Here is a 24,005-nt window from a genome sequence, read left to right on the forward strand (position 1 = left end):
GTGGGTTTTCCATCGCATTGCGTGGAAAACCCTGTCAGGTCTCGAAAACGGAGGCCAGAGGAGGGCGCGTTTCCTTCACCCGGACCATGAGGTTCCGGGTGGTTTGTTTTGAAAGGGAATGCGATGAGCAAGCGCGAATCCGCGAAATACAAGATCGACCGCCGTCTCGGCGAAAACATCTGGGGCCGCCCGAAGTCTCCGGTCAACAAGCGTGAATACGGCCCCGGCCAGCACGGCCAGCGCCGCAAGGGCAAGCTTTCCGACTTCGGCCTGCAGCTGCGCGCCAAGCAGAAGCTGAAGGGTCACTATGGCGACGTTTCGGAAAAGCAGTTCCGCAAGGTCTACGAAGAGGCCGACCGTCGCAAGGGCGACACCTCGGAGAACCTGATCGGCCTGCTCGAGTCGCGTCTGGATGCGGTCGTCTACCGCGCCAAGTTCGTGCCGACCATTTTCGCCGCCCGCCAGTTCGTCAACCACGGCCACGTCAACGTCAACGGCAAGCGCGTCAACATCGGCTCGTACCGCTGCAAGCCGGGCGATGTCGTCGAAGTGCGCGAAAAGTCGAAGCAGCTGGTCATCGTTCTGGAATCGGTCGGCCTCGCCGAACGCGACGTACCGGACTACATCGAAGCCGATCACAACAAGATGGTCGCGACCTTCTCGCGCATCCCCGGCTTGGCGGACGTTCCGTTCGCCGTGCAGATGGAACCGAACCTGGTCGTCGAATTCTATTCGCGCTGATCGGCTTCTCTGCCGCAGACATCAAGGCCGCCCCTCGAGGCGGCCTTTTTCTTGGGCGGCGCGCTTTGCGATTTGCGGCCGATGCGCTAATTCCTGCCTAACAGACATTTGGGCCGACGCGCCATGAACATGCTGCCACACGCCGATCTGCTTGAACCGGTTGCCGATGCCGAAGGCGGCTTTCATGCGCTGTTTGCCGACGTGCCGTCCTCGGTCGAGTTCAACAAGCTGCGCAAGCGGCTGTTGCGGCTGACCCGCCAGGCGATCGAGGATTTCGCCATGGTCAGGCCCGGCGACCGCTGGCTGGTGGCGCTGTCCGGCGGCAAGGATTCCTACGGCCTGCTCGCCGTGCTGCTCGATCTCAAATGGCGCGGGCTGCTGCCGGTCGACCTTCTGGCCTGCAATCTCGACCAGGGCCAGCCGAATTTCCCGAAACACATCTTGCCGGATTATCTCGACGCGCACGGCATTGCCCATCGCATCGAGTACCAGGACACCTATTCGGTGGTCACCGACAAGCTGCCCCAGGGCAGCACCTATTGTTCGCTGTGCTCGCGGCTCAGACGCGGCCATCTCTACCGCATCGCGCGCGAAGAGGGCTGTTCGGCGCTGGTGCTCGGCCACCACCGAGAAGACATCCTCGAAACCTTCTTCATGAACCTGTTCCACGGCGGCCGCCTTGCCGCCATGCCGCCAAAACTGCTCAACGATGACGGCGACGTCATGGTGCTGAGGCCGTTGAGCTATTGCGCCGAGGCGGATCTGGAAAAATTCGCCGGTGCGATGAAATTCCCGATCATTCCCTGCGATCTTTGCGGCAGCCAGGAAGGCCTGCAGCGCAACGCCACGAAGGCGATGCTGGACGATATGGAAAAGCGTATGCCGGGCCGAAAGGACACGATGCTGCGCGCGCTGTCCAACACCAGGCCTTCGCATCTGCTCGACAGAAAACTGTTCGACTTTGCCGCCCTCAATGGCAGCCTCACCGCAGGACAAGACATTTCCGATGACATTTGACGACCACTCGATCGACTGGCTGGCCGAGCTACTTGCCGATGCCGCCAGAGTTGAAATCATGCCGCGCTTTCGCCGACTGGGCGAGTGTGACGTCCGCCAGAAGACATCCGCCGCCGATCTGGTGACCTAGGCCGACGTCAACGCCGAGCGGCTGATTACTGCGCGGCTGCGGGAGCGCTATCCCACGGCGATGATCGTCGGCGAGGAAGCCTGTTCCGACAATCCGGCGTTGCTCCAGGGGCTCGGCGATGCCGACCTCGCCTTCGTCGTCGACCCGGTCGACGGCACCTTCAATTTCGCCTCCGGTGTGCCGCTGTTCGGCGTCATGCTCAGCGTCGTGGTCAAGGGCGAGACCGTGGCCGGCATCATCCATGATCCCGTGGGCAAGGACTGGCTGATCGGCGCCAGGGGCGCGGGCAGCCATATCCGCCACGCGCATGGCACGCTGGAGAAGGTGCATGTCGCTGACGCCGTGCCGATCTCACAGATGACCGGCTCCGTCTCCTGGCAATATCTGGCTGAGCCGCAACGCTCGCTTCTCGCCCGCAACCAGACCAAGACGCTGTCGCAGTTCGGCTATCGCTGTGCGGCGCATGAATACCGGCTGCTGGCCAACGGCCATGCGCATTTCGTCGTCTACAACAAGCTGATGCCGTGGGATCATCTGGTCGGCGTGCTGATCCATGCCGAGGCCGGCGGACACACGGCGCGGATCGACGGCAGCGCCTATCTGCCGTCGCATATCGACGGCGGCATCCTGGTCGCGCCTGACCGCGAAAGCTGGAAAGAATTGCGCCGGGAACTCTGGGCTGAGTAGGGCCAATTCCTGCCTTGGCGTTTAAGCCGCCGGGCTTCCGGCCTCCAGACCAAAATTAATGCAGGTCGGTGACGTGCCCTGAAATGGGTGGGTTGTGCGGCTGGAACATCTTGCCGCGCTCGGCGATCAGGATCATCAGCAGTGCCGCGACCGAGACGCTGCAGAAACCGGCGGCGAGTGGCGTCACCGTGCCGTTGAAGGCCTGGCCGATCAGGGTGCCGAGAATGCCGCCGAGAAACGTCTGCATGAAGCCCAGGATCGACGACGCCGTGCCGGCCAGTTGACCGAGCGGCTCCATGGCGAGCGCGTTGAAATTGGCGCCGAGCGCACCGAATGGCAGCATCGCGCTGGCGAAGAAGGCGATGAACAGCCAGAGCGGCATCTTCATTTCAAGCGAAACGGTGAGCCAGGCAAGGCTGATCACCAGGAACAAAAGCAGTGCGCTCTGTGACAGGCGGCGCATGCCGATGCGGCCGACCAGGCGGGAGTTGAGGTAATTCGAAAAAGCGAGAACGCCTGCGACACCCGCGAAGATGAGCGGAAACAACTCGCCGACATGAAAAATGTCGACATAGATCTGCTGTGCCGAGGCAATGAAGCCGAACATGGCGGCGAAAATGAAGGTGCTGGCAAAGGCGTAGCAAAGCGCGATGCGGTTGGTGAGCACAATGCGGAAACCGCCGAGGACCGATGATACTGTCAACGGCCGGCGATATTCCGAATGCAGCGTTTCCGGCAGCCGCAGCAGCGACCAGGCCGACACGATCAGCGCCCCGACCGCCATGGTGACGAAGATCCAGTGCCAGCTTGCGAACAGCATGATGAACTGGCCGATCCCCGGAGCAATCACCGGGATGGCCATGAACACCATGAAGATTAGCGACATCACCTCGGCCATCCGCCGGCCGTCGAAGGTGTCGCGCACGATCGACACGGCGATGACGCGCGTGGCCGCCGCACCGATGCCTTGCACAAGCCGGCACAGGAGCAGGATGGCGAATGAGGGGGCGATGGCGGCAGCCGCCGCCGCCACGACGTAGATCGCCAGCCCGACGACCAGCGGCGCGCGGCGCCCGAACCGGTCCGAGATCGGGCCGAAGAAAAGCTGTCCGCCGCCGAAGCCCAGGATGTAGGCGGTGATCACATATTGGCGGTGATTTTCATTCTCAACGCCGAGCGTGGCGCCGATCTGTTGCAGCGCCGGCAGCATGATGTCTATGGCGAGCGAGTTCAGCGCCATCAGCGCCGCGCACAGCGCAATGAATTCCCAGCGCGGAATAGGCAATTTGCTTGCCTGTTGCGGCGCTTGTGACTGCTGGTCCACGGCGGGTCCAATCTCAAAACGAATATGCGCCGGCATGCCGGCGCATCGGTTCGTCCTCACCCGATAGGGGAGGTAGCATTTTGTCGGGGCAGGGCTGCCCCGCCTCAAACCAGAATCAGGCTGTCGCTTTGACGCTGACGCCCTTTTCGACGAGGAACGTCTGCAGTTCGCCCGCCTGGAACATTTCGCGGATGATGTCGCAGCCGCCAACGAATTCGCCCTTGACGTAGAGCTGCGGAATCGTCGGCCAGTTCGAATATTCCTTGATGCCCTGGCGCAGTTCGGCCGAGGTCAACACGTCGACGCCCTTATAGTCGGCGCCGATGTAATCGAGGATCTGCACCACCTGGCCGGAAAACCCGCACTGCGGAAAGCCGGGCGTGCCCTTCATGAAAAGGACGACGTCGTTGCCCTTCACTTCGCTGTCGATGTAGTCGTTGATGCCGCTCATGGAATATCCTTTCACGCCTGTGGGAGTCAGGCTCGAAGCATAGCCATCAAATAAACCCATAGATGGGCCGAAACAAGACGTTTGCACCGCTGCCGCGGAAATGGCGCAAAGGATCGCCTGATTTGGGCCAAGCCTCCGTACCGATTGCAGCCTCCGGGACATGATGAAAAAACGATATGGCGCCGCCTTTCTGATCGCCATCCTGGTGGTGGCGACGTCCTTCATCTGGTGGCCAAAACGCCCGGAGCCGCCGCCTTTGGTCATTGGCGGTGACCTGCCGGCACCTTGCCGGAATGTCGCCTTCGAGGCGGTGACCTATGTTGTCTGCGAGATCGATCTTCGCGCCGACAGCATCGGTGTTTTCCATGCCGCTGCCGACGGCAAACCGTTTGGCTCGCTAGAGGCCTTCGACAAAGCAATGGCCGGCGAGGGCAGGCCGGTGCTGCTGTCCATGAATGGCGGCATGTATCATGAGGATTTGTCGCCGGTCGGCCTGCTGATCGAGAGCGGCATTGAAAAGTCGCCGCTCAACCTTGCCGGTGCCGAAGGCAACTTCTTCCTCAAGCCGAACGGCATTTTCTTGCTGGGCAAGGACGGAAAGGCCGCGGTCATGGAGAGCAGCGCCTATGCCGCCGCCAGGCCTGACGTCGCTTTCGCCACGCAGTCCGGTCCGATGCTGGTGATCGATGGCGCGCTTCATCCACGCTTTGAGACCAATGGTAGCTCCCGCTACATCCGCAATGGCGTCGGCGTGCGTGACGAAAACACGGTCGTGCTGGCGATCTCGCGTTCGGACGTGAGTTTTGGCAGCTTCGCGCGGCTGTTCCGCGACGCACTTGGCTGCCGCAACGCGTTGTTCCTCGACGGCGCGGTCTCGGCATTGTCGGATGGAATGAGAATGATTGTAGGCGGCAAGTATCCTGCAGGGCCGATCATTTCAGTATCGGTGAAGCCGATCACGTCCGTTTCGGCCAGGCAGCCGCTGACACAGTAGGTCAGCCTGGTTTCAGTCCGGCACGCTGGTCTGCAGCGCCAGTGCATGCAGCACGCCGCCCATATTGCCCTTCAGCGCGTCATAGACCATCTGGTGCTGCTGGACGCGGCTCTTTCCCCGGAAGCTCTCGGCCACCACTTCGGCCGCATAGTGATCGCCGTCGCCGGCGAGGTCGCGGATCGTCACTTTGGCGTCCGGAATGCCGTCCTTGATCAGTTTTTCGATGTCGTGGGCATCCATTGCCATGGCAAAATCCTGTTCTGGGCGGCTAGGCAGCTTTTACGAGGGTGACTCGGGATAAGCCTAATGCCTTTCTGGTTCGGGTTGAAGCCGTTCTGTCGGTGACGCAGTGTCTAAGGGCCATCCTGCCGCGGGTGGACCACACCATCCTCGGTGATGTCGTCGCGGGTCGAGAACCCCCGGCCAAGACTGAAGGTCAGGACATAGAGCGGAATGTTGACCACAAGGCCGACGATGGGGAGATAGCTGGTCATCTGCCATAGTGGCGAAAAGAATGGCTGGCCATAGCCGTCGCAGGCCAGCGACGAGCCGTATTCCCACAGCGCCCCTATGATTACTGCGACAACAAAAAGCTTGATGCAGGTGACGACATTCCCTGCACGCGCCGGCTCCGGCAAAAGCCGGATCCAAAGCACCAGGCAGATGATCGGAACCGCATAGATGAGGGTCTGCAGGACCAGCATCGGAAGCGTGCCGTTGGCCGCCTCAAGGAACTGCTCACGCCTTTCCAGCAGCGGACAGACCTCGCTCGAGGTCGTCGACAGCAGGAAGAAGACGAACGGCCCGAGAAACCAGAAGAAGAACAGCGACGGCCAGAAGACGACTGCAATCAGCGTCCGGGCGGCCAGTCGGGTCAACTGGCCTTATCCATGAAGCGCGGGAACCAGCCTTCGTGGGCGCTCACGAGCTCGCTCACCGGTATCGCCCTGGCGTCGCCCAGTTTCAGCTCGCTTCCACCGGTCGAACCGATCCATGGCGCGAAGATGCCGAGCTTGCTCTGCTCCTCGCGGATGGCGTCCCATTCCTTGCTCTGCGGATCGACCGACAGCGTCAGGAGGTAGCGGCCCTGGTCCTCGCCGAACCATACGGGGATCGGGTCGGTGCCGGCAAGACCGGGAATGGTGGCGCCGATGCCGGATGCCATCGCCATTTCGGCCAGCGCTATCGCCAGGCCGCCATCGGAAAGGTCATGCGCGGCCGTCACCACGCCCGATGCGATCAGCCCGCGCACATGGTCGCCGACGCGCTTTTCATGCGCGAGGTCCACCGGGGGCGGCGGCCCGTCGGTACGGCCATGAATGTCCCTGAAATAGGCGGACTGGCCGAGATGGCTGCCCCAGGTCGCGGGTGCGCCGACCAGCAGGATCATCTGGCCCTCGGCGGCAAAGCCGATGCGCGTCATCTTCGACCAGTCGGCGATCAGCCCGACGCCGCCAATGGTCGGCGTCGGCAGGATGCCCTGGCCGTTGGTCTCATTGTAGAGCGAGACATTGCCCGACACGATCGGGAAGCCGAGCGCCCGGCAGGCATCGCCAATGCCTTTCACCGCGCCAACCAGCTGGCCCATGATTTCCGGCCGCTCCGGATTGCCGAAATTGAGGTTGTCGGTCGCCGCCAGCGGCAGCGCGCCGGTGGCGGTCAGGTTGCGCCAGCATTCGGCTACCGCCTGCTTGCCGCCCTCATAGGGGTCGGCCTCGCAATAGCGCGGTGTGACGTCGGAGGAGAAGGCGAGCGCCTTGGTCGGATGGCCTTCGACGCGCACCACGCCGGCGTCGCCGCCCGGCAGCTGCAGCGAATTGCCCTGGATCAGCGTGTCATACTGCTCCCACACCCAGCGGCGCGACGACAAATCCGGCCCGCCGAGCAGCTTCAGCAGCGCGTCGGCGACATCGGCCTTTGGTGCATCGCCAGCCGCCAGTGCCGCTGGCTTCTTCGGCTCGACCCAGGGTCGGTCATATTCCGGCGCCTTGTCGCCAAGGTCCTTGATCGGCAGATTGGCGACCTCGTCGCCCCGGTGGATGACACGGAAACGCAGATCGTCGGTGGTCTTGCCAACGATGGCGAAGTCGAGGCCCCATTTGTGAAAGATCGCCTCGGCTTCCTTTTCCTTCTCGGGGCGCAGCACCATCAGCATGCGCTCCTGGCTTTCCGACAGCATCATCTCATAGGCGCTCATGCGCTCTTCGCGCACCGGCACCTGATCGAGGTGAAGCTCGATGCCGAGGTCACCCTTGGCGCCCATCTCGACCGCCGAGCAGGTGAGGCCGGCCGCCCCCATGTCCTGGATGGCGATGACCGCGCCCGAGGCCATCAGTTCAAGGCAAGCCTCCAACAGGCATTTTTCGGTGAAGGGATCGCCGACCTGCACGGTCGGCCGCTTCTCGTCGATCTTGTCGTCGAACTCGGCTGACGCCATGGTGGCGCCGCCGACACCGTCGCGGCCGGTCTTGGCGCCGAGATAGACGACCGGCAGGCCGACGCCCTTGGCTTCCGACAGGAAGATCGCATCGGTCTTGGCAAGACCGGCGGCAAAGGCGTTGACCAGGATGTTGCCATTGTAGCGGGCGTCGAAATTGACCTCGCCGCCGACCGTCGGCACGCCGAAGGCGTTGCCATAGCCGCCGACACCGGACACGACGCCGGAGACGAGGTGCCTGGTCTTGGGATGGTCTGGCGCGCCGAAGCGCAGCGCGTTCATCGCCGCGATCGGCCGCGCGCCCATGGTGAAGACATCGCGCAATATGCCGCCGACGCCGGTTGCCGCACCCTGATAGGGCTCGATGTAGGAGGGGTGGTTGTGGCTCTCCATTTTGAAGACGACGCAGTCGCCATCGCCGATATCGACCACGCCGGCATTTTCGCCCGGGCCCTGGATGACCTGCGGCCCGGTGGTGGGCAGCGTGCGCAGCCATTTCTTGGAGGATTTGTAGGAGCAGTGCTCGTTCCACATTGCCGAGAAGATGCCGAGCTCGGTGAAGCTCGGCTCGCGCCCGACCAGATCGAGGATGCGCTGGTATTCGTCGGGCTTCAGCCCGTGCGCTGCAATGAGTTCGGGAGTGATCGGCACGGAATTGGAAATGGTCATGGGCAGCGATTGGCATCCGTGGGAGAGGGGGATTTTCTGAGTCCCCTCTTATCGCAAGCTTTGCCGCGATACACCCCATCCTCCGACGAAAAACGCCGGAAAGCCACAAGGTGACGATAGCACCGAGAGAGTGGTCGCGGAACGCTATGGCATCCCGGCCGTTAGGTCTGCAACCAATCAGGAGATTTCGACATGGCCACCAAGCAAGGCAAGAAAGACAATCGCCTCTCGGACAAGGAAGCTATGCATCTTGCGGAGATCACCGACGTTTCGCCGCAGCAGGCCAAGGACCTGGCCGAGGAGCACGGCAAGGACAAGGGCGCGAAGGAAGCCAAAAACTTCAAGGCGGAGGGCTGACCGAGATCGGGGCCGCCAGAACCCGTTAAGCGTCAATGGGTCAGGACGACCTGTCGTAGCCGGCGCGACCTTCCTCCAGCAGCCGACGGATTACCTCCATGCCGCTGGCGATCTCCTCGCGCCGCATGGGCTGCGAAACGCCGAAACGAACGCCGTGGAAAACCTGCTCGGAGCGCCCGGCCTTGAATTCGTCCTCGTCGTCGAGCAGCACGCCGTTTTCGAGGCAGGCACTTCTGAACGTGCCGGACAGCCAGGGATCGGGCAGGGTCAGCCAGACGAAGGGCACGCTGTCGTGTGACTTGAACGCGAAGCCGGCCAATGTCTCGCGCACGATGGCGATGCGGGCGGCAATTTCGGCGATGCTGCGCCGGCGGATATCGCCAGCCTGTCCGGACAGCACCAGACGCGCATTCACTTCCGCCAGCAGGAACGGCATGCCGCCGGTCATCATCTTGTGCGCGACGCGGATGCGGTGGCGATAGGCGGGCGGGCAGGAGAGCCAGCCGCCGCGAACGCCGGCGGCGACCGACTTCGACAGGCCGCCGGCAACGATGGTGCGCTCGGGCGCATATTCGGCGATGAGCGGTGTCGGGTCCGAGGTCAGCCCGCCATAAAGATCGTCCTCGATGAGGATGACATTGTACTCCCGCGCGACGCGCGCGATCGCCTCGCGGCGCGAAACCGACAGGATCGCCAGCGTCGGGTTCTGCATCGTCGGCATCAGGAAAATCATTTTCGGGTGCTTTTGCGCGCAGACGCGCTCGAAATCCTCGGGATCGAGACCTCCCTTGTCCGATGCCACCAGTGCAATGCGCCGCCCGATAAGCCCTGCGCTGCGGGCGATCTGCGAATAGGTGAGGTGTTCGAAGGCGACGTAATCGCCCGGCGTGGTCAGCGCCGCGATCGCCGCCATCACAGCGGCATGGGTGCCGAGCGTGGGAACGATGGTCTCTGCGGCAGGACGGTACGAATTGCGCGACAGCCAGCGGGCGCCGGCTTCGAACCAGCGGTCCGGGAAGTCCCTGGTGTAGCTGGAAATCTCATGCGGATGGTCCTGCACCGTGCGCAATAGCATGTCGGCAACAATGGCACCCTGGCCGATATCGGGCGCGGCCGTGCTGTCGAAGCGCAGTTTGCCAGGCGGCGCATCGACATAGCGCGTGCCTTGAACGGCGGGCTCGGCGAATTCGGGTGACGCCGCTTTCGATTGCTGGGCCAGCACATAGGTTCCGCGCCCGACCTCGCCGCTCACCAGCCCGCGCTCGCGCAGCAACTGGTAGGCCCGGCCGATCGTGCCGACGGTGGTGCCGATGTCATAGGCGAGATCGCGCTGCGGCGGCAGTTTGGCCCCGGCGTCGATGACGCCCTTGTCGATGTCGGACTCGATGCTGTCGGCAAGGCGCTGATAGAGCGGGCCGGGACCGGTGGTGAGGTCGGGGAGCCAATTTGTCATGGTGACAATTTTGTATATTGCACCGAATTAGGTGTCAATACATATCAGCGCCGTACCGAAATGGGTACAATTTGCAACCTTGGCAGAAAGACAATGAGCACAATCGAGACAATCCGCTATACGGGAACTGAACTGGTCGGGCCACGCTCGTCGCGCCGGCGCGGCTTTGTCAGCCGCATCGTGCGTGTGGTCAGGTCACTCACTCAGCAGATCGGCGCGTTGCTCGAGCGCCGCCGCGGTCGCCTGGCCTTGCTGGAAATGACCGACGAGCAGCTCAGGGACATCGGTGTCTCGCGTGGCGACGCTCACCGCGAAGGTATCCGGCGCTTCTGGGACTGACCTGGAGCCATTCCGGTCAGCGACGGACGCCCGGCGCCCTGAGGCGTGCGATGCCCTTGTCGACAAGTACGGCGAGGATGCACAGCACCAGAAAAACCCCGGTGACGGCCAGCGCCGAAAGTGCGACGCTGGTCGCGCCGTTCTTGGCGGCGTCGAGGAAGGGGTAGGACACTTCGCCTGCGATCGGCGCCCGTGCCAGCGCATAGGCGAGATAAGCGATCGGATAGGCCATCCACCAGGAGATGTCGCTCCACCGCGTCCTGCCGTCGGCGCCCGCCACCAGCCACCACAGCACGAACAGCACCGGCGTCACGTAGTGCAGCAGCACGTCGCAGAGCAGGAACAGGCCCTGCGGCTGCCAGAGCTGCGCCAGAACCGTGGCATAGACGATGAAGACCAGCGCGATCGAAACAGCGACGCCTGCGCGCATTCGCGATCCGGCGAAGGCAGGCAGCCAGGCATAGCCTGAAGGCGACAGCAGCGACACGTGGACCAGAACCGCGCCGATGTTGGTCAGGATGGTGAAGAAGCTGAACAGAAAGACGATGGAGCCGAGAAAGCTGCGGCCGGCTTCCATCGACGCCGGGATGGTGATGCAAAATTGCAGGACAAGCCCGGACAGACCGACGATCAATCCCGCAATCTGCAGGAAGCGGCCCATGGTGTCATGCGGCCGCGTTGCAGGAGGGATTGCCCGTCTGCCAGCGCGCAATATCGGAGCCGATGCGCGCGCCGAGCGGATCGTCCATCAGCGGGCCAAACACGTCGATGCGGCTGGAATTGCCTTGCGCCTGGACGACCAGCAACGGCTTGCCGCCATAATGCTTGGCCGGCACCAGCAGGAAGCGCGGCGTGCCGCTGAACGAATTCAGCTCATTGGCCATCTGATACGACTTGAAGGCGGGATCCTTGCTGGCGATCCAGCATTTGTGGGCTGCTATCGCCACCTGTTCCATGGCGAGCAGCGAAGCGCTCTTGCCTGCCGGCGCCGGCGCGCTCTTCGGGCTGGACTGGCAGGACGCCAGCGCAAAGCCGGCGGCGGTCATGAAAGCCATCCGAGCAATCGTCAGTTTCATGGTCAGCCGCCCCCGCGTAGAAGATTTCGAGAAATATCAGGCGGCAATGCCGAGTGCGCCCTCGAACAGCGCGCGGCCGTCGCTGCCGCCATGTGCTGCCTCGATCAGGTTTTCCGGATGCGGCATCAGGCCGAGCACATTGCCCTTCTCACTGATGATACCGGCAATGTCGTTGATCGAGCCGTTGGGATTGGTACCCTCGGCATAGCGGAACACCACCTGACCTTCGCCTTCGAGGCGGGCCAGCGTGTCGGCATCGGCGAAATAATTGCCGTCATGATGCGCCACTGGGGTGCGGATGATCTGACCCGGCTGGTAGCGGCGGGTGAACATGGTGTTGGCGTTGGCGATTTCGAGCTTCACCTGCCGGCAGACGAATTTCAGCGAGGAATTGCGCATCAGCGCGCCGGGCAACAGGCCGGCCTCAACCAGGATCTGGAACCCGTTGCAGACGCCGATGACCATGACGCCCTTGGCGGCCTTTTCGGCCACCGCCCGCATGACAGGCATGCGCGCGGCAATCGCGCCGCAGCGCAGGTAATCGCCGAAGGAAAAGCCGCCGGGAATGGCGATCAGGTCGACATCGGGGATTTCGGTATCGGTCTGCCAGACGGTGACCGGCGCCTGTCCGGAAATCTTGGTCAGCGCCGCGATCATGTCTCGGTCGCGATTTAGGCCTGGCAAGAGAACGACGGCGGATTTCATGGCAATTCCTGTTCGCTGATCTCAAGCAGATACCGGGGCGGAACGTGATTGGTCAACCAGACGCCGTTGTCCGAGAGAAAGAATGTCTCTCCATCCCCCGCCATGGCCGCCGAGTCGACCCGAAGGATAACATCTTTTCCCTTGCGCCGCCGCGCGACGATGCGGGCCGTTTCTATGTCTTTCGACAGATGCACGTGCTGGCGCGACTGGCTGGTCAGGCCTTCGCGCAGGATGGCAGGCAGAAACTCTTCCTTGGTGCCGTGGCAGAGGATTGCCGGCGGCGCTGACGGCGACAGGCCAAGGTCGATATCGACGCTGTGACCCTGTACGGCGCGGATGCGATTGCCGTCGATGGCGAAGCGCTTTTTCGGATTTTCATCGACGATGCGCTGAACCTCAGTGGCCGAAGCGCCGAACTTCGCCTGGATGACGGCACAGAGCGCGCCGAGGTCAGCCCAGCCATTTTCGTCAAGCGACAGTCCCGCTTCCTGCGGCGCGTGTCGCAGGACAAGGCTCATGAATTTCGAGATTTGCGTTTCGTTCGGCATTGCAAAAAAATAGCTTGGAATGTTGGCGGTTGCGTCAAAGGTCTGCTCGATCCAAAGCGCAGGCCCGTGTTTAGCGAGGTCGCACAAATCGGTCAAACAGGCGCAGGGGCACCTAAGCCGCGGCGCTGGCGAGTCAATGCAGCCGCTTAGCAAACGGTTAGCTATACACTTGTTTTGGCCCGTTCTGCGACCGGATATCCGCAGTATAAAACCACGTTGTTAACGACACTGCTGCACAAGGGAATATACCGTGCGGTGATGCGAGGATTTTGTGGATTACGGCAAGAATAGAGAGCTGGAATACAAAAAGCGGTCGATGTGGACGGCGACGACCATCGTAACGGCGCTTGCGGCCTTCGCCGCCATGTTGTTCTGGGATGCTTCTCCATCCATGCGATCGTCGTTTTCCGCCTGGCTTTCCTTTCACGTGGATTTGGCTGGTTGCGCCGCCTCTTTCGCAAACCTGTTGATGGCGGAGACGGCTCTGTCGATCGGCCTGGGAATTGTTTCCGTTGGCCTGGTGGCGTCGAACGCTCTGGATATCTTCAGTTACAAGAGAAGCCTTTGGGTCTACCGGAAGCAACTGCTGGCCGTCATGCTCCTTGCCGCGCTTTTGTTGTTTCCGCTCGTGTCGGGAGATGGGGCGTGGCACGTTGGTGGGCGTCGCAGTGTTTCGCGAGTGGATCTTGCCACCGCTTGCGCGGCGAGCTTTCACACGACTTACTATCGACTGCACGTGCAGCCGCTGATCGCGCTTCTGCTGGGCTGGGTGAACATCCTTGCTCTGCTGAATATGCGGTGGATGATTGCCGAGAACCGTGACCCGAATCAGCTTTCTGACGATCCGCGCGTTAGGGCTGTCCAATTGGCCGCCATGGAGCGGACGAAAGCAGCCTTGGGCTCATCCCGTTTCGTCGCGAAGATCGCAGCGACAGGGCTGGCTGCGTTGTTCTTTGTTGCTGGAGCTTGGTCGATCCGGCCGGCCGTAGCTCGAATGTTTCACACCGTGACGTGGGATCGGCAGGCGGCTCATGTCGTCGAAACAGGCATGCAATGTGCACTGGAAGTCAAAGTCAGGCGCACATGGACCGAACGGTCGCGCATGAATTGCGCGCCTGATAGCCCACCTGCCAGCCCCATGCCGGAGAGCGGCACTTGGCGTGTCACCACGATTCCGACCGCAAAGCTTGCCTATCGCACGCCCGAGGGTAACGAGTTTTCGTTCGATGTCGCCGGAGACTTCTATGTCCAGATGCCGACATCGGTTGGAACGGAAATCGAAGTGCTGCGAGACCCAAGCTTTCCGGGCTCGATCGACAAAGTCTTCGATCTCGGCGATGTCGAACGAATGTCCTACAAGCTTCTGATGATCATCGGCGGGGCCACAGTTTTCTATTTTCTGTGGGTCTACAGACGGCAACGCCCGGGCATGGTCTAGCCGAATGCTCTGGGGTTCGGCGTCAGTTCAGAGATTCAGCTGATCGAGACGCTATAATTCTCAATCACCGTGTTCGCCAGCAGCTTGTCGCACATCGCCTTGAGATCGGCTTCGGCCTTGGCCTTGTCGGTCTCCGAAAGCTCCAGGTCGAACACCTTGCCTTGCCGCACCTGACCGACGCCGCCGAAACCCAGTCCCGACAGAGCGTGCTCTATGGCTTTTCCCTGGGGGTCGAGCACGCCGTTCTTGAGGGTGACGGTGATGCGGGCCTTGATCATGCTGGACGGGTTCCTGTTCGGAGACTTAGCAATTCCAGGAAAAGTGTGAAGCGGTTTTCCGTTCGGAATTGCGTCAAAAAAGAAGGTTTAGTGCGGTTTGCCTTTGATGCCTTCGGTCGAGGCGACGAGCACCGGGCCGGTCGGGCGCGGGGGCTCGTTCTCGTTCATGATGCCGAGGCGGCGGGCAACTTCCTGATAGGCTTCGACGAGGCCGCCCATGTCGCGGCGGAAACGGTCCTTGTCGAGCTTGTCCTGCGTGGCCACGTCCCACAGCCGGCACGAATCCGGCGAGATCTCGTCGGCAACGACGATGCGCATCATGTCGCCTTCGAACAGGCGGCCGCATTCGATCTTGAAGTCGACGAGCTGGATGCCGACGCCCATGAACAGGCCTGAGAGGAAGTCGTTGACGCGGATGGCGAGCGCCATGACATCGTCGATCTCCTGCGGCGAGGCCCAGCCGAATGCGGTGATATGCTCTTCCGACACCATCGGGTCGTCGAGCGCATCGGCCTTGTAATAGAATTCGATGATCGAGCGCGGCAGAACGGTGCCTTCCTCGATGCCGAGGCGCTTGGACAGCGAACCGGCGGCGACGTTGCGCACCACTACTTCGAGCGGAATGATCTCCACTTCCTTGATCAGCTGCTCGCGCATGTTGAGCCGGCGGATAAAGTGGGTCGGAATGCCCATGCGGTTCAAATGGTTGAAGATGTACTCGGAAATGCGGTTGTTGAGCACACCCTTCCCGTCGATGACCTCATGCTTCTTCTTGTTGAACGCGGTGGCATCATCCTTGAAAAACTGGATAAGCGTGCCCGGTTCTGGTCCTTCATAGAGGATCTTGGCCTTGCCTTCATAAATGCGGCGGCGATTTTTCATCTTATTTTTTCTCTGGATTTGCGGGCAGGCGGCAAGCGACCAGTTCCTGTCCGTCTGCCTGAATTAGTGCGGCGACGGGTGGGGTTCAATGCCGGGTCTATCCCAATCACAGCGTTTGCTCAATCGGCAAATCCTTTCGATCGACCGGTTTCAGGAATGAAATGCCGCAGCGCAGCAAGTGATGTAGCATATTGACCGACCCGCGCCCTTTTGGTTTGTGCTGCGGCAACACACATATTCACCGCCAACGCGAATCGATTTCATCGGAGGGAAGCCATGAGCAGCATGAAAGACCGCGAAGAGGGTTTTGAGCGCAAATTCGCCTTCGACGAAGAACTTCGCTTCAAGGCTTCGGCGCGCCGTAACAAGGCGCTTGGCCTGTGGGCCGCCGAAAAGCTCGGCAAGTCCGGCGCTGATGCCGACGCCTATGCCAAGGAAGTGGTTGTCTCCGACATCGAGGAAGCCGGCGATCACGACGTGTTCCGCAAGATCCGTGGAGATTTCGACGCTGCTGGCGTCGACCAGTCGGACCATCAGATCCGCCGCACCATGGACGAGCTGATGGCGCAGGCGATCGAGCAGATCAAGAATACCTGATCCCAGCCACGTCTGGACCAATCGACCGCCCGGCCCAGCCGGGCGGTTTTTCTTTGCCTTTTCAGCCTTTTCCGGCTGAAACTGTGTGTGGGCCTGTTAGAAAAGGTCCCCGGCCAACAAGGAAAAGCGCCCGATGTCCCTGAAATCACGCCTGGCGGCGGATGAAACCCTGTTCACCGCCTGGTCCGGTGTTCCGGACGCTTTGACGGTCGAAATCATCGCCAAGCAGGGTTTTGACGCCGTCACGCTCGATATGCAGCACGGCGGGCACCATGAAGACTCGGTCCTGCGCGGCCTCGTGCCGGTGCTCGCCGCCAACAAGCCGGCGCTGGTTCGCATTCCGGTCGGACGCTTCGACATGGCCAGCCGCGCGCTCGATTTCGGCGCCGAGGCGGTGATTGCACCGATGGTGAATTCGGTGGCCGATGCAAAACTGTTTGCCGCCGCGATGAAATACCCGCCGCTGGGCGAGCGCTCCTGGGGCCCGACCTATGCCTTTCCGCGCCATGGCAAGGGCGACCATGCCGAATGGCTGCGCGACACCAATTCACGCACCATGGCGTTTGCGATGGTCGAAACGCGCGCCGCGCTCGATGCGCTGGACGGCATTTTGGACACGCCCGGCATCGACGGCATCTTCCTCGGTCCGTCGGACTTCTCGATTGCCTGGTCGAACGGCGCCACCGTCAATTCGACGCTGGAGAGCATGATGGAGACCGTCGCCTCTATCGCCGAGCGTACGCGCAAGGCCGGCAAGCATGCCGCGATCTATGTCATCGAGCCGGCGATTGCCGGCCGCGTGGTGGCAATGGGCTATCGGCTGCTGGCAATGGGTTCGGACCATGCGCTGATTTCGCTCGGCGCAAAGACGCTGATCAAGAGCATGAACGATTCGATCAAGGGCTGAGGCACGGGGCTTTGCCCGGGAGCGGTCAGGCCTTGAGATCGGTCAGGAACTTGGCGAAGGTCATCGATCCCTCCGGCCACGGGCCGAAGCCGGCGTCCTCGTTGAGGTGGCCGGTTTCGCCGGCATCGATGAACAGCGAGCCCCAGGCAGCGGCAATGTCCTCGGCGACGTCGAAAGCGCAGAAAGGATCATTGCGGCTGGCGATCACGATGGACGGAAAGGGCAGCGGCCTGCGCGAATAGGGGCCGAAGGTCATCAGGTGCCTCGGCCTGATCTCCGGATTGGCAACATCGGGTGGCGCTACGAAAAAGGCGCCAGCGACCGGCTTCTGAAACTGCGGAATGGCTTGCACCGCCGCCGCAACGCCAAGCGAATGCGCGACGATGACCACCGGCCTCTCGGCCTCGTTGACCGCTTTGGCCACGCTCGCTGTCCAATCCTCGCGCACCGGCTTCGACCATTCGGCCTGCTCGACCCGGCGCGCCGTCGACAGTTTCGACTGCCAGCGTGTCTGCCAGTGTTCGGGACCGGAATTGGTGTAGCCCGGCACGATCAGAATATCTGCGTCTTTGACTTTCATGGCGCTGAGATAGCGAGCGGCTCCGTCTCGTGCAACCATGCCGTTGGATGCGACCTATCACAATTGTTGAACAACCTGTTCGATTCTTTCCATCTTGTGTGAACGATCGCGATGAACGATTTGAGATGTCAGATCTGGACAGATGCCGGCGCAGCCTTGCATCGCGCGCCGAATGGAGAGTTTTATGAGCGAACTGCCTTTTGCCGCGACCACGCCCGTCAGTGTGTCACGCGTTGGCCTGAAGGCGCGAGACGCCGAGAGCCTCGCGGCCTATTACCGTGCCGTTGTCGGCCTGCAGGAATTGAGCCGCGCCGACGGCGCGATCACGTTGGGCGCCGCCGGGCGCCCGCTGCTGGTCATCGAGGCGGATAAGGCCGCAAAGCCCGACGATCCGCGCAGCGCCGGTCTGTTCCACACCGCCTTTCTGCTGCCCAGCCGCGCCGATCTCGGCCGCTGGATCAACCACGCCGCCGCCAACCAGATTCGCATCGAGGGTGCCTCCGACCATCTGGTCAGCGAGGCCCTCTATCTGACCGACCCAGAAGGCAACGGCATCGAAATCTATCGAGATCGCCTGCCGCAGGAGTGGAAGTGGAACGGCGACAAGATTGCCATGGCGACCGAACGCCTGAACCTGCCCGGCGTTGTGGCGAGCATACCTGCCGGCGACGCCGGCTGGCAGGGCGCGCCGGAGAATAGCATTGTCGGCCACGTCCATCTGCGCGTCGGGAGGCCTGAAGACGCCGAAGCCTGGTGGCACCAGGAGTTCGGCTTCGACACCGTGGCCAAATATGGCGGCCAGGCGGTGTTCCTGTCGTCAGGCGGCTACCACCACCATATCGGCGCCAATGCCTGGCACAGTGCCGGCGCCGGCCGCCGCGATCCGTCTCGCTCCGGCCTGGCCTGGGTCGAGATGCGTTCGGACAATGTGAAGGCTGAGACCACGCGGGAAGATCCGTGGGGCACGGTGATCAGGACCGTTCCGGGCAAGGCATGATCTGCGAGACGCTGGCGACAGCTTCTTTCTCCCCGTTTACGGCGAGAAATGCCCGGCAGGGCAATGAGGGGCAGCGCCAAGTTCCCGAAAATTGTCTTTTCAGCCGCGGAACCTATGGGTGGGTGATCGCCGAGGTCAGCGCCGCCCCTCATCCGCCTGCCGGCACCTTCTTCCCGTAAACGGGGAGAAGGCAGTTCATCCAAACACCCGCTTGAAGATCGTGTCGACATGCTTGGTGTGATAGCCGAGGTCGAATTTCTCGCGGATCTCGGCTTCGGGGAGCGCCGCGGTGACCTCCTTGTCCGCCAACAATTCCTCAAGGAAATCAGCGCCTTGTTCCCACACCTTCATGGCATTGCGCTGCACCAGGCGATAGGCGTCCTCGCGGCTGACGCCGGCTTGCGTCAGCGCCAGAAGCACGCGCTGCGAATGCACAAGGCCGCGGAACTTGTTCATGTTCTTCAGCATGTTGTCGGGATAGACAAGCAATTTGTCGACGACGCCGGTCAGCCGCGACAGCGCGAAATCCAGCGTCACCGTGGCGTCGGGACCGATCATGCGCTCGACCGATGAGTGCGAGATATCGCGCTCGTGCCAGAGCGCCACATTCTCCAATGCCGGCAGCGCCATGGACCGCACCATGCGGGCAAGGCCGGTGAGGTTTTCGGTCAGCACCGGGTTGCGCTTATGCGGCATGGCTGAGGAGCCTTTTTGCCCCGGCGAAAAATACTCTTCCGCTTCCAGCACCTCGGTGCGCTGCAGATGGCGGATTTCGGTCGCCAGCCGCTCGACCGACGAGGCGATGACACCGAGCGTGGCAAAGAACATGGCGTGGCGGTCGCGCGGAATGACTTGCGTCGACGCCGGCTCCGGCTTCAGCCCGAGCTTTTTGGCCACATGCTCCTCGACATAGGGGTCGATGTTGGCGAAGGTGCCGATCGCACCGGAGATCGCGCAGGTGGCAATATCCTCCCGCGCATGCACCAGCCGCTCGCGGCAGCGCGAGAATTCGGCATAGGCCTGCGCCAGCTTGACGCCGAAGGTGGTTGGCTCGGCGTGGATGCCATGGCTGCGCCCGATGGTGACGGTGTCCTTGTGCTCGAAGGCACGGCGCTTGAGTGCGGCGAGCAAGCCGTCGAGGTCGGCGAGCAAGATGTCGCTGGCGCGGCTGAGCTGCACCGCAAGACAAGTGTCGAGCACATCGGACGATGTCATGCCCTGGTGAATGAAACGGGCATCCGGTCCGACGAATTCGGCGAGGTGGGTGAGGAAGGCGATGACGTCATGCTTGGTGACGGCCTCGATCTCGTCGATCTTGCCAACATCGAACCGGGCCGCATTGCCCTTTTCCCAGATGGTCTTGGCAGCTTCCTTGGGGATGACGCCGAGCTCGGCCAGCGCATCGCAGGCATGGGCTTCGATTTCGAACCAGATGCGGAAGCGGGTTTCCGGCGACCAGATGGCGACCATTGCCGGCCGGGAATAGCGAGGGATCATCCGTCAGTCCTGATGTGTCGGTGGTTAAGTCCGCGTCCTAACAGAGGCGGACCGAATGCTCAACGCTGATGGCGCGCAAACCACACGCTGGCAATGGCAAGTGCGATGAATCCGAGCGGGAAATAGAGCCGCACGCCCAGCACCACGAATTGGTAGAGCGCTGTCAGCGAGGTGAACACCAGTTCGAACGCCCAACGGAGGGTGAAGGCCTCGGCGTGCCATTCAGCGTAGTAAGAGCGGTATTGCAGGGCGAACAGGCCGCCGGTGAAGGCAAGTGTCGCGGCAAGCAGACAGACGAAGGCGGCGGCGAATGCCACTTCCCAATGCCGGTCGAGCGAGACCAGCCGCGCCGCGAACAAGCCGACCGGAAAGGCAAGTGCTGCACCCATGGCAAAGAGCAGGACGACGAAGCGGATCTTTTCAGGCGTTTCCCAATTGTCGAGCCAGAGACAGAGCAGCGCACTGGCGCCCATGGCAACGGACCACAGCAAGGCGCCGACAAGCGCCGTGCGCGTCGATGGGACAGCGCGGCTGACGCGGTTGCCCGCGCGCTTGCGCCAACCGGATTGATCGAGCGATGTCACAGGCGGCCGGTCACGGCGATCCAGCGGAAATCCGGCCCCTCAAAGCCGTATTGGCGCACCGCGATCAGGACCGCATAGGCGCTGATGCTGTCCATCGAAAATGTCTGCACCGCGCCGATCCGGTAGCCATTCGGGCAGCCGCGGCTTTTCGGGATCGATTTGTCCTCATGCAAAAGGTGCGTCTGGCCGCCATCCCTGGCTTCGATGCGCAGCAGCCGAAAGCCGTTGATCTCGCCCTGGCTCTGGCAGTCCTCTGTGTCGTTCATGCCGATCTCGTCGAGCCGGAATTCCAGTGGCGGGTCGACCGGTGTAAAGATCGGCCGCGGGTTGACCACCATGCGGAACGGGTCGGCCGACAGTTCGGTCACAGGATTGAAGCCGGCGGTGATGCCACGGTTTGCGGTAAGCTCGGCCTGGGCAACGATCGCTTCGCCCTTTTGCCTGGCCTGGAGGCGGGCCGTATCGAGCGAAGCGGTCTCGTCCTCCAGCCGGACCCGGATCGGGGTGCCCCTCAGGAAGGTGTCGTCGGCGGTGTCGATGTAATAGCGGTTGGCATAGGGAAAGCCTGATCCGTCCGCGACGCCGTATTCCTCGAAGGCGAACACGCCACCATCTCTGGTGAAACCGAGGATTTCGAGCTCGGCAACATCGCCCGCCCGGGCCGCGATACCGGAGGCCAGCTGGACCAGCAGGCAAACGCCAATCAGGACGAGATTTCGCATCGGCGTCTCCGCTCCGGCTGCCATGGTTCGATCGTTCCCTATCATGAGACAGTCAAAACATCGTGCTATCCAAAAGCCGATGCATCCAATTACGCCTCTGTTTGTTATCGTCGATCGCTTTCAAAAGGAGAACACCCCATGACCGAGGTCAGCAAGATTCGCGAACATATGGAAGTGGTCGGCGCCGATGGCGTTCACATCGGTACTGTCGACAAAGTCGATGGCGACCGGATCAAGCTGACCAAGGCAGACAGCGGCATGGGTATGCACAAAGGCCATCACCACTACATTCCCCTGAGCCTGCTTGCCGAGGTCGATGGCCAGAAGGTCTGGCTGTCGGCAAATTCCGATGTCGCGGTCAGCTTCGAGGAAGAAAAGTCCGACCCGACCTGATCAGCGCGACGACCACACCGGAAACAAATCGCCATCGGCCGGCGTCGCTGCATGGATGCCGCGGCTGATGGCGCGCGCCATGGTGGCGCCGGCGGCCGCAAAGAAATCGACGGCATCGTCGGCGCTGAGTTCGATGCCGCTCTTGCCGGTCGCCAGCGCGAACACCAGATCGCCGTCGGCCGGCGTGTGCACCGGCCAGATGGCGCGCACAAAGCCATCATGGGCTGAAATGGCCAGGCGCTTGGCCGCCGCCTTGGTCAGCACGGCGTCGGTGGCGATGACGGCGATGGTGGTGTTGCCGCCGCCCGTCCCACCCACACGCTTGTCGCGGTATTTCAACAGGATCCGCCTGGCGTCGTCGGGCATTGGCGAGGGATAGCCAAGCCCGCCGAACTCATCGCCGATCTCGAAGGGCGCCGCCCAGAAATGGTGGGTTCGAGCGATGGTCACCGAGCCGGTCGGGTTGGCGGCGGCGAGCGCGCCGATGGTGACGCCGCTGTCGAGCACGGTCGAGGCCGAGCCAAGCCCACCCTTCAACCCGGAACTCAGCGCTCCGGTGCCGGCGCCGATTGTGCCGAGCGGAAAGTCGATCGCAGCGGTTTGTACAGCTTCGTAGCCGAGATCGCGGTAAGGGGGATAACGGCCCCAATCCTTGTCGCCGCCATTGCGCAAATCGAACAGGATCGCCGTCGGGACGATCGGCACGCGAAAGCCGCCGACATCGACGCCGATGCCTTTTTCGCGCAACGCCGCCTGCACGCCGGAGGCGGCGTCGAGGCCGAAGGCCGAGCCGCCCGATAGCACCACGGCATGGACCGCTTCGATGGAATTGTGCGGTTCAAGCACGTCGGTCTCGCGTGTGCCTGGCGCGCCGCCCAGGATCTGCACGCCACCGATCGCCGGTTCGTCGCACAGCACGGCCGTTACCCCGGATTTCAGCCTTGCGTCCGATGCGTTGCCGACGCGCAAGCCCGCGACATCGGTGATCAAATTGCGCGACCCGGTGCGGAACATCAATTCGTCTCCGCCGGTACGAAACGCGTTCCATCGAAGCGGAAGGCGCGATAGAGGCTCTGGCTCAGATCGCCTTTGTCGTCAAAACGAAGTTGGCCGATTGCAGTTGTGAAATCATGCCCGGTGAGCGCGTCAGCCAGCGGCTTGCCGGAGGTCTCGGAGGCTGCCAAAGCCGCTTTGGCGATCTCCACCGCCGCATAGGCTGGTAGCGTATAGCCGTCGGGCGCAAGGTTTTTGGCCGCAAAGGCGGCCAGCACCTTGGGATCGGCAACATCGGCCCATTCCGGCGGCGCGATCATCAGCGTGCCGACGGCGTAGGGCACGTCGCCGGGCGGTGTGCGCAAATTCTCGCCGCCGGCAAAAATAATGCCGGCCTCGAGCTGGCCGGCGTCGCGACCCATGATGGCGACGTCGTCGCCGTCGCCGCCGGCAAAGACATGGCTGGCGCCGGCCTTCTTCAGCCGGCCGATCAGGCCGATCTGGTTGTCGAGTTGCGGCCGGAACGTGTCCGTGAAGACCGGCTTCAGCGCTGCCTGTTCGGCTGCGGCGCGCAGCGTCTCGGCGATTTCGCGCCCATAGATGGTGCCGTCATCGACGATGGCGAACAGTTCGCTCTGCCACAGCCGGGTAAGGATGGCAGCCACCGCATTGCGCTCGTCGTCGCCGCGTGGTCCCAGCCGATAGACCGGCCAGCCGGTCTTGGCGCGGCGATCGGTCAGGCTTTCGGTGCGTACGCCAATGGTGATGACCGGTATGTCGGCATCCTTGAGGATCGGCAACGCCGCCTGGATCGCCTCGGTGCAGATGAAGCCGACGACGACATTGACCTTCGCCGCGACGAATTCCCTGGCGGCGGCAGCCCCACCATCGGCGGTGCAGGCATCGTCGACCGTCTTGATCTGCAAGCCATTGGCTTCAGCTGCCAAGCCAGCGCCGGCCTCGATCTGCTTGCCGAGGATCGCCGATGGACCGGACAGGGGCGCGGCGACGCCGACAAGCAGGGCCTGAGCGCCGGCGCTTGCCGGCAACAGCCAGAGCAGTGCCGCAATTGTCGCTGCTAGGGGTCGCATTCTGACGAAGAATTCCTCCGTGCCGGTCGCATGCTTCCAGCGTCTCTTGCGCCAAGACCTAAAGGCTGCCCGCCCTGGGCGCAACACGCGAATTTGCGGATTGGTGTCAAGCACTTCG

At 62.4% G+C, this 24,005-nt stretch carries 28 protein-coding genes and 1 pseudogene; 11 read left to right on the top strand and 18 right to left on the bottom strand.

Features of this window, described 5'->3' with window-relative positions; genetic code table 11:
* Positions 1–123: 123 nt before the first annotated feature.
* The 3 genes and pseudogenes from rpsD to ACWGTO_RS18030 all read left to right on the top strand — a co-directional run bounded on the left by rpsD (position 124) and on the right by ACWGTO_RS18030 (position 2,575).
* Complete coding sequence (gene rpsD, locus ACWGTO_RS18020; protein ID WP_013895883.1) at positions 124–741, top strand: 30S ribosomal protein S4; 618 nt, start codon at positions 124–126, stop codon at positions 739–741.
* A gap of 123 nt (positions 742–864) precedes the next feature.
* Positions 865–1,758 (top strand): tRNA 2-thiocytidine(32) synthetase TtcA, encoded by an 894-nt coding sequence (gene ttcA / locus ACWGTO_RS18025; RefSeq protein ID WP_454576157.1) that lies wholly within the window; start codon positions 865–867, stop codon positions 1,756–1,758.
* A pseudogene (locus tag ACWGTO_RS18030) lies at positions 1,748–2,575 on the top strand (inositol monophosphatase family protein). Before ttcA ends, ACWGTO_RS18030 begins: the two are co-directional and overlap by 11 nt.
* A 55-nt stretch (positions 2,576–2,630) precedes the next feature.
* On the opposite strand, the gene ACWGTO_RS18035 reads toward ACWGTO_RS18030, so the two are convergent.
* Positions 2,631–3,899 carry a multidrug effflux MFS transporter gene (locus tag ACWGTO_RS18035; protein WP_454576158.1) on the bottom strand — a complete coding sequence of 423 codons (1,269 nt, stop codon included), beginning with the start codon at positions 3,897–3,899 and terminating at the stop codon, positions 2,631–2,633.
* 115 nt (positions 3,900–4,014) lie between these two features.
* Positions 4,015–4,350 carry a Grx4 family monothiol glutaredoxin gene (gene grxD / locus ACWGTO_RS18040; RefSeq protein ID WP_112561431.1) on the bottom strand — a complete coding sequence of 112 codons (336 nt, stop codon included), beginning with the start codon at positions 4,348–4,350 and terminating at the stop codon, positions 4,015–4,017.
* A gap of 160 nt (positions 4,351–4,510) precedes the next feature.
* On the opposite strand from grxD, the gene ACWGTO_RS18045 reads away from it, so the two are divergent.
* A complete protein-coding gene (locus ACWGTO_RS18045; RefSeq protein WP_454576159.1) occupies positions 4,511–5,344 on the top strand; it encodes a phosphodiester glycosidase family protein in 834 nt (277 codons plus the stop codon).
* A gap of 12 nt (positions 5,345–5,356) precedes the next feature.
* Here the strand turns inward: ACWGTO_RS18045 and ACWGTO_RS18050 are convergent, their stop codons facing one another.
* The 3 genes from ACWGTO_RS18050 to purL all read right to left on the bottom strand — a co-directional run bounded on the left by ACWGTO_RS18050 (position 5,357) and on the right by purL (position 8,450).
* Entirely contained in the window at positions 5,357–5,590 is a 234-nt protein-coding gene (locus ACWGTO_RS18050; RefSeq protein ID WP_010909092.1) for a BolA/IbaG family iron-sulfur metabolism protein, read from the bottom strand.
* A gap of 107 nt (positions 5,591–5,697) precedes the next feature.
* Positions 5,698–6,222 carry a hypothetical protein gene (locus tag ACWGTO_RS18055; RefSeq protein ID WP_454576160.1) on the bottom strand — a complete coding sequence of 175 codons (525 nt, stop codon included), beginning with the start codon at positions 6,220–6,222 and terminating at the stop codon, positions 5,698–5,700.
* On the bottom strand, positions 6,219–8,450 hold the full coding sequence (purL, locus tag ACWGTO_RS18060; protein WP_454576161.1) for a phosphoribosylformylglycinamidine synthase subunit PurL: 2,232 nt from the start codon (positions 8,448–8,450) through the stop codon (positions 6,219–6,221). Before purL ends, ACWGTO_RS18055 begins: the two co-directional genes overlap by 4 nt.
* A gap of 192 nt (positions 8,451–8,642) precedes the next feature.
* On the opposite strand from purL, the gene ACWGTO_RS18065 reads away from it, so the two are divergent.
* Entirely contained in the window at positions 8,643–8,807 is a 165-nt protein-coding gene (locus ACWGTO_RS18065; protein ID WP_454576162.1) for a hypothetical protein, read from the top strand.
* Between the two features lie 40 nt (positions 8,808–8,847).
* Here ACWGTO_RS18065 and ACWGTO_RS18070 read toward each other — a convergent pair whose 3' ends face one another.
* Positions 8,848–10,260, bottom strand: a complete 1,413-nt coding sequence (locus tag ACWGTO_RS18070; protein ID WP_454576163.1) for an aminotransferase-like domain-containing protein — start codon at positions 10,258–10,260, stop codon at positions 8,848–8,850.
* A 93-nt stretch (positions 10,261–10,353) separates the two neighbouring features.
* Between ACWGTO_RS18070 and ACWGTO_RS18075 the strand changes: the two genes are divergently transcribed.
* Positions 10,354–10,599: a DUF1127 domain-containing protein gene (locus ACWGTO_RS18075; protein ID WP_454576164.1), complete on the top strand. Its 246-nt coding sequence runs from the start codon at positions 10,354–10,356 to the stop codon at positions 10,597–10,599.
* 16 nt (positions 10,600–10,615) lie between these two features.
* On the opposite strand, the gene ACWGTO_RS18080 is transcribed toward ACWGTO_RS18075, so the two are convergent.
* Genes ACWGTO_RS18080 through ACWGTO_RS18095 form a run of 4 tightly spaced genes read right to left on the bottom strand, consistent with a single transcriptional unit; the run spans position 10,616 to position 12,928 of the window.
* Positions 10,616–11,260, bottom strand: coding sequence for a Pr6Pr family membrane protein (locus ACWGTO_RS18080; RefSeq protein ID WP_454576165.1), 645 nt, complete (start codon positions 11,258–11,260; stop codon positions 10,616–10,618).
* A gap of 4 nt (positions 11,261–11,264) precedes the next feature.
* Positions 11,265–11,675 carry a hypothetical protein gene (locus ACWGTO_RS18085; protein WP_454576166.1) on the bottom strand — a complete coding sequence of 137 codons (411 nt, stop codon included), beginning with the start codon at positions 11,673–11,675 and terminating at the stop codon, positions 11,265–11,267.
* A 36-nt stretch (positions 11,676–11,711) separates the two neighbouring features.
* Positions 11,712–12,380 (bottom strand): phosphoribosylformylglycinamidine synthase subunit PurQ, encoded by a 669-nt coding sequence (purQ, locus tag ACWGTO_RS18090; protein ID WP_454576167.1) that lies wholly within the window; start codon positions 12,378–12,380, stop codon positions 11,712–11,714.
* The gene (locus ACWGTO_RS18095; protein WP_454576168.1) at positions 12,377–12,928 is read right to left on the bottom strand and encodes an RNA 2'-phosphotransferase; all 552 of its coding nucleotides are present in this window, start codon (positions 12,926–12,928) and stop codon (positions 12,377–12,379) included. Before ACWGTO_RS18095 ends, purQ begins: the two co-directional genes overlap by 4 nt.
* Positions 12,929–13,199: 271 nt before the next feature.
* Here ACWGTO_RS18095 and ACWGTO_RS18100 point away from each other — a divergent pair, with 271 nt between their 5' ends.
* Entirely contained in the window at positions 13,200–14,366 is a 1,167-nt protein-coding gene (locus ACWGTO_RS18100) for a hypothetical protein (protein WP_454576169.1), read from the top strand.
* Between the two features lie 35 nt (positions 14,367–14,401).
* On the opposite strand, the gene purS is transcribed toward ACWGTO_RS18100, so the two are convergent.
* Entirely contained in the window at positions 14,402–14,644 is a 243-nt protein-coding gene (purS, locus tag ACWGTO_RS18105; protein WP_454576170.1) for a phosphoribosylformylglycinamidine synthase subunit PurS, read from the bottom strand.
* An 87-nt stretch (positions 14,645–14,731) separates the two neighbouring features.
* Positions 14,732–15,526, bottom strand: coding sequence for a phosphoribosylaminoimidazolesuccinocarboxamide synthase (gene purC / locus ACWGTO_RS18110; RefSeq protein ID WP_056594372.1), 795 nt, complete (start codon positions 15,524–15,526; stop codon positions 14,732–14,734).
* A gap of 276 nt (positions 15,527–15,802) precedes the next feature.
* Here purC and ACWGTO_RS18115 point away from each other — a divergent pair, with 276 nt between their 5' ends.
* Together ACWGTO_RS18115 and ACWGTO_RS18120 are read left to right on the top strand one after the other, a co-directional pair.
* Positions 15,803–16,123 (top strand): DUF1476 domain-containing protein, encoded by a 321-nt coding sequence (locus ACWGTO_RS18115; protein ID WP_454576171.1) that lies wholly within the window; start codon positions 15,803–15,805, stop codon positions 16,121–16,123.
* 133 nt (positions 16,124–16,256) lie between these two features.
* Positions 16,257–17,030, top strand: coding sequence for an HpcH/HpaI aldolase family protein (locus tag ACWGTO_RS18120; RefSeq protein ID WP_454576172.1), 774 nt, complete (start codon positions 16,257–16,259; stop codon positions 17,028–17,030).
* 25 nt (positions 17,031–17,055) lie between these two features.
* Here ACWGTO_RS18120 and ACWGTO_RS18125 read toward each other — a convergent pair whose 3' ends face one another.
* Positions 17,056–17,610 (bottom strand): RBBP9/YdeN family alpha/beta hydrolase, encoded by a 555-nt coding sequence (locus ACWGTO_RS18125; protein ID WP_454576173.1) that lies wholly within the window; start codon positions 17,608–17,610, stop codon positions 17,056–17,058.
* A gap of 184 nt (positions 17,611–17,794) precedes the next feature.
* On the opposite strand from ACWGTO_RS18125, the gene ACWGTO_RS18130 reads away from it, so the two are divergent.
* Positions 17,795–18,607: a VOC family protein gene (locus ACWGTO_RS18130; protein WP_454576174.1), complete on the top strand. Its 813-nt coding sequence runs from the start codon at positions 17,795–17,797 to the stop codon at positions 18,605–18,607.
* A gap of 195 nt (positions 18,608–18,802) precedes the next feature.
* Here the strand turns inward: ACWGTO_RS18130 and purB are convergent, their stop codons facing one another.
* The 3 genes from purB to ACWGTO_RS18145 are packed head-to-tail and all read right to left on the bottom strand — an operon-like array spanning position 18,803 to position 21,410.
* A complete protein-coding gene (gene purB, locus ACWGTO_RS18135; RefSeq protein ID WP_454576175.1) occupies positions 18,803–20,104 on the bottom strand; it encodes an adenylosuccinate lyase in 1,302 nt (433 codons plus the stop codon).
* Between the two features lie 59 nt (positions 20,105–20,163).
* A complete protein-coding gene (locus ACWGTO_RS18140; RefSeq protein ID WP_454576176.1) occupies positions 20,164–20,688 on the bottom strand; it encodes a hypothetical protein in 525 nt (174 codons plus the stop codon).
* Positions 20,685–21,410: a DUF2259 domain-containing protein gene (locus ACWGTO_RS18145; RefSeq protein ID WP_454576177.1), complete on the bottom strand. Its 726-nt coding sequence runs from the start codon at positions 21,408–21,410 to the stop codon at positions 20,685–20,687. The genes ACWGTO_RS18140 and ACWGTO_RS18145 overlap by 4 nt, the downstream gene beginning before the upstream one ends.
* A gap of 138 nt (positions 21,411–21,548) precedes the next feature.
* On the opposite strand from ACWGTO_RS18145, the gene ACWGTO_RS18150 reads away from it, so the two are divergent.
* Entirely contained in the window at positions 21,549–21,803 is a 255-nt protein-coding gene (locus ACWGTO_RS18150) for a DUF2171 domain-containing protein (RefSeq protein WP_454576178.1), read from the top strand.
* Here ACWGTO_RS18150 and ACWGTO_RS18155 read toward each other — a convergent pair whose 3' ends face one another.
* Entirely contained in the window at positions 21,804–22,817 is a 1,014-nt protein-coding gene (locus ACWGTO_RS18155; RefSeq protein WP_454576179.1) for a P1 family peptidase, read from the bottom strand.
* The gene (locus tag ACWGTO_RS18160) at positions 22,817–23,887 is read right to left on the bottom strand and encodes a branched-chain amino acid ABC transporter substrate-binding protein (RefSeq protein ID WP_454576180.1); all 1,071 of its coding nucleotides are present in this window, start codon (positions 23,885–23,887) and stop codon (positions 22,817–22,819) included. The genes ACWGTO_RS18155 and ACWGTO_RS18160 overlap by 1 nt, the downstream gene beginning before the upstream one ends.
* Positions 23,888–24,005: the final 118 nt, after the last annotated feature.

It is taken from the genome of Mesorhizobium sp. PL10, from assembly GCF_053714315.1.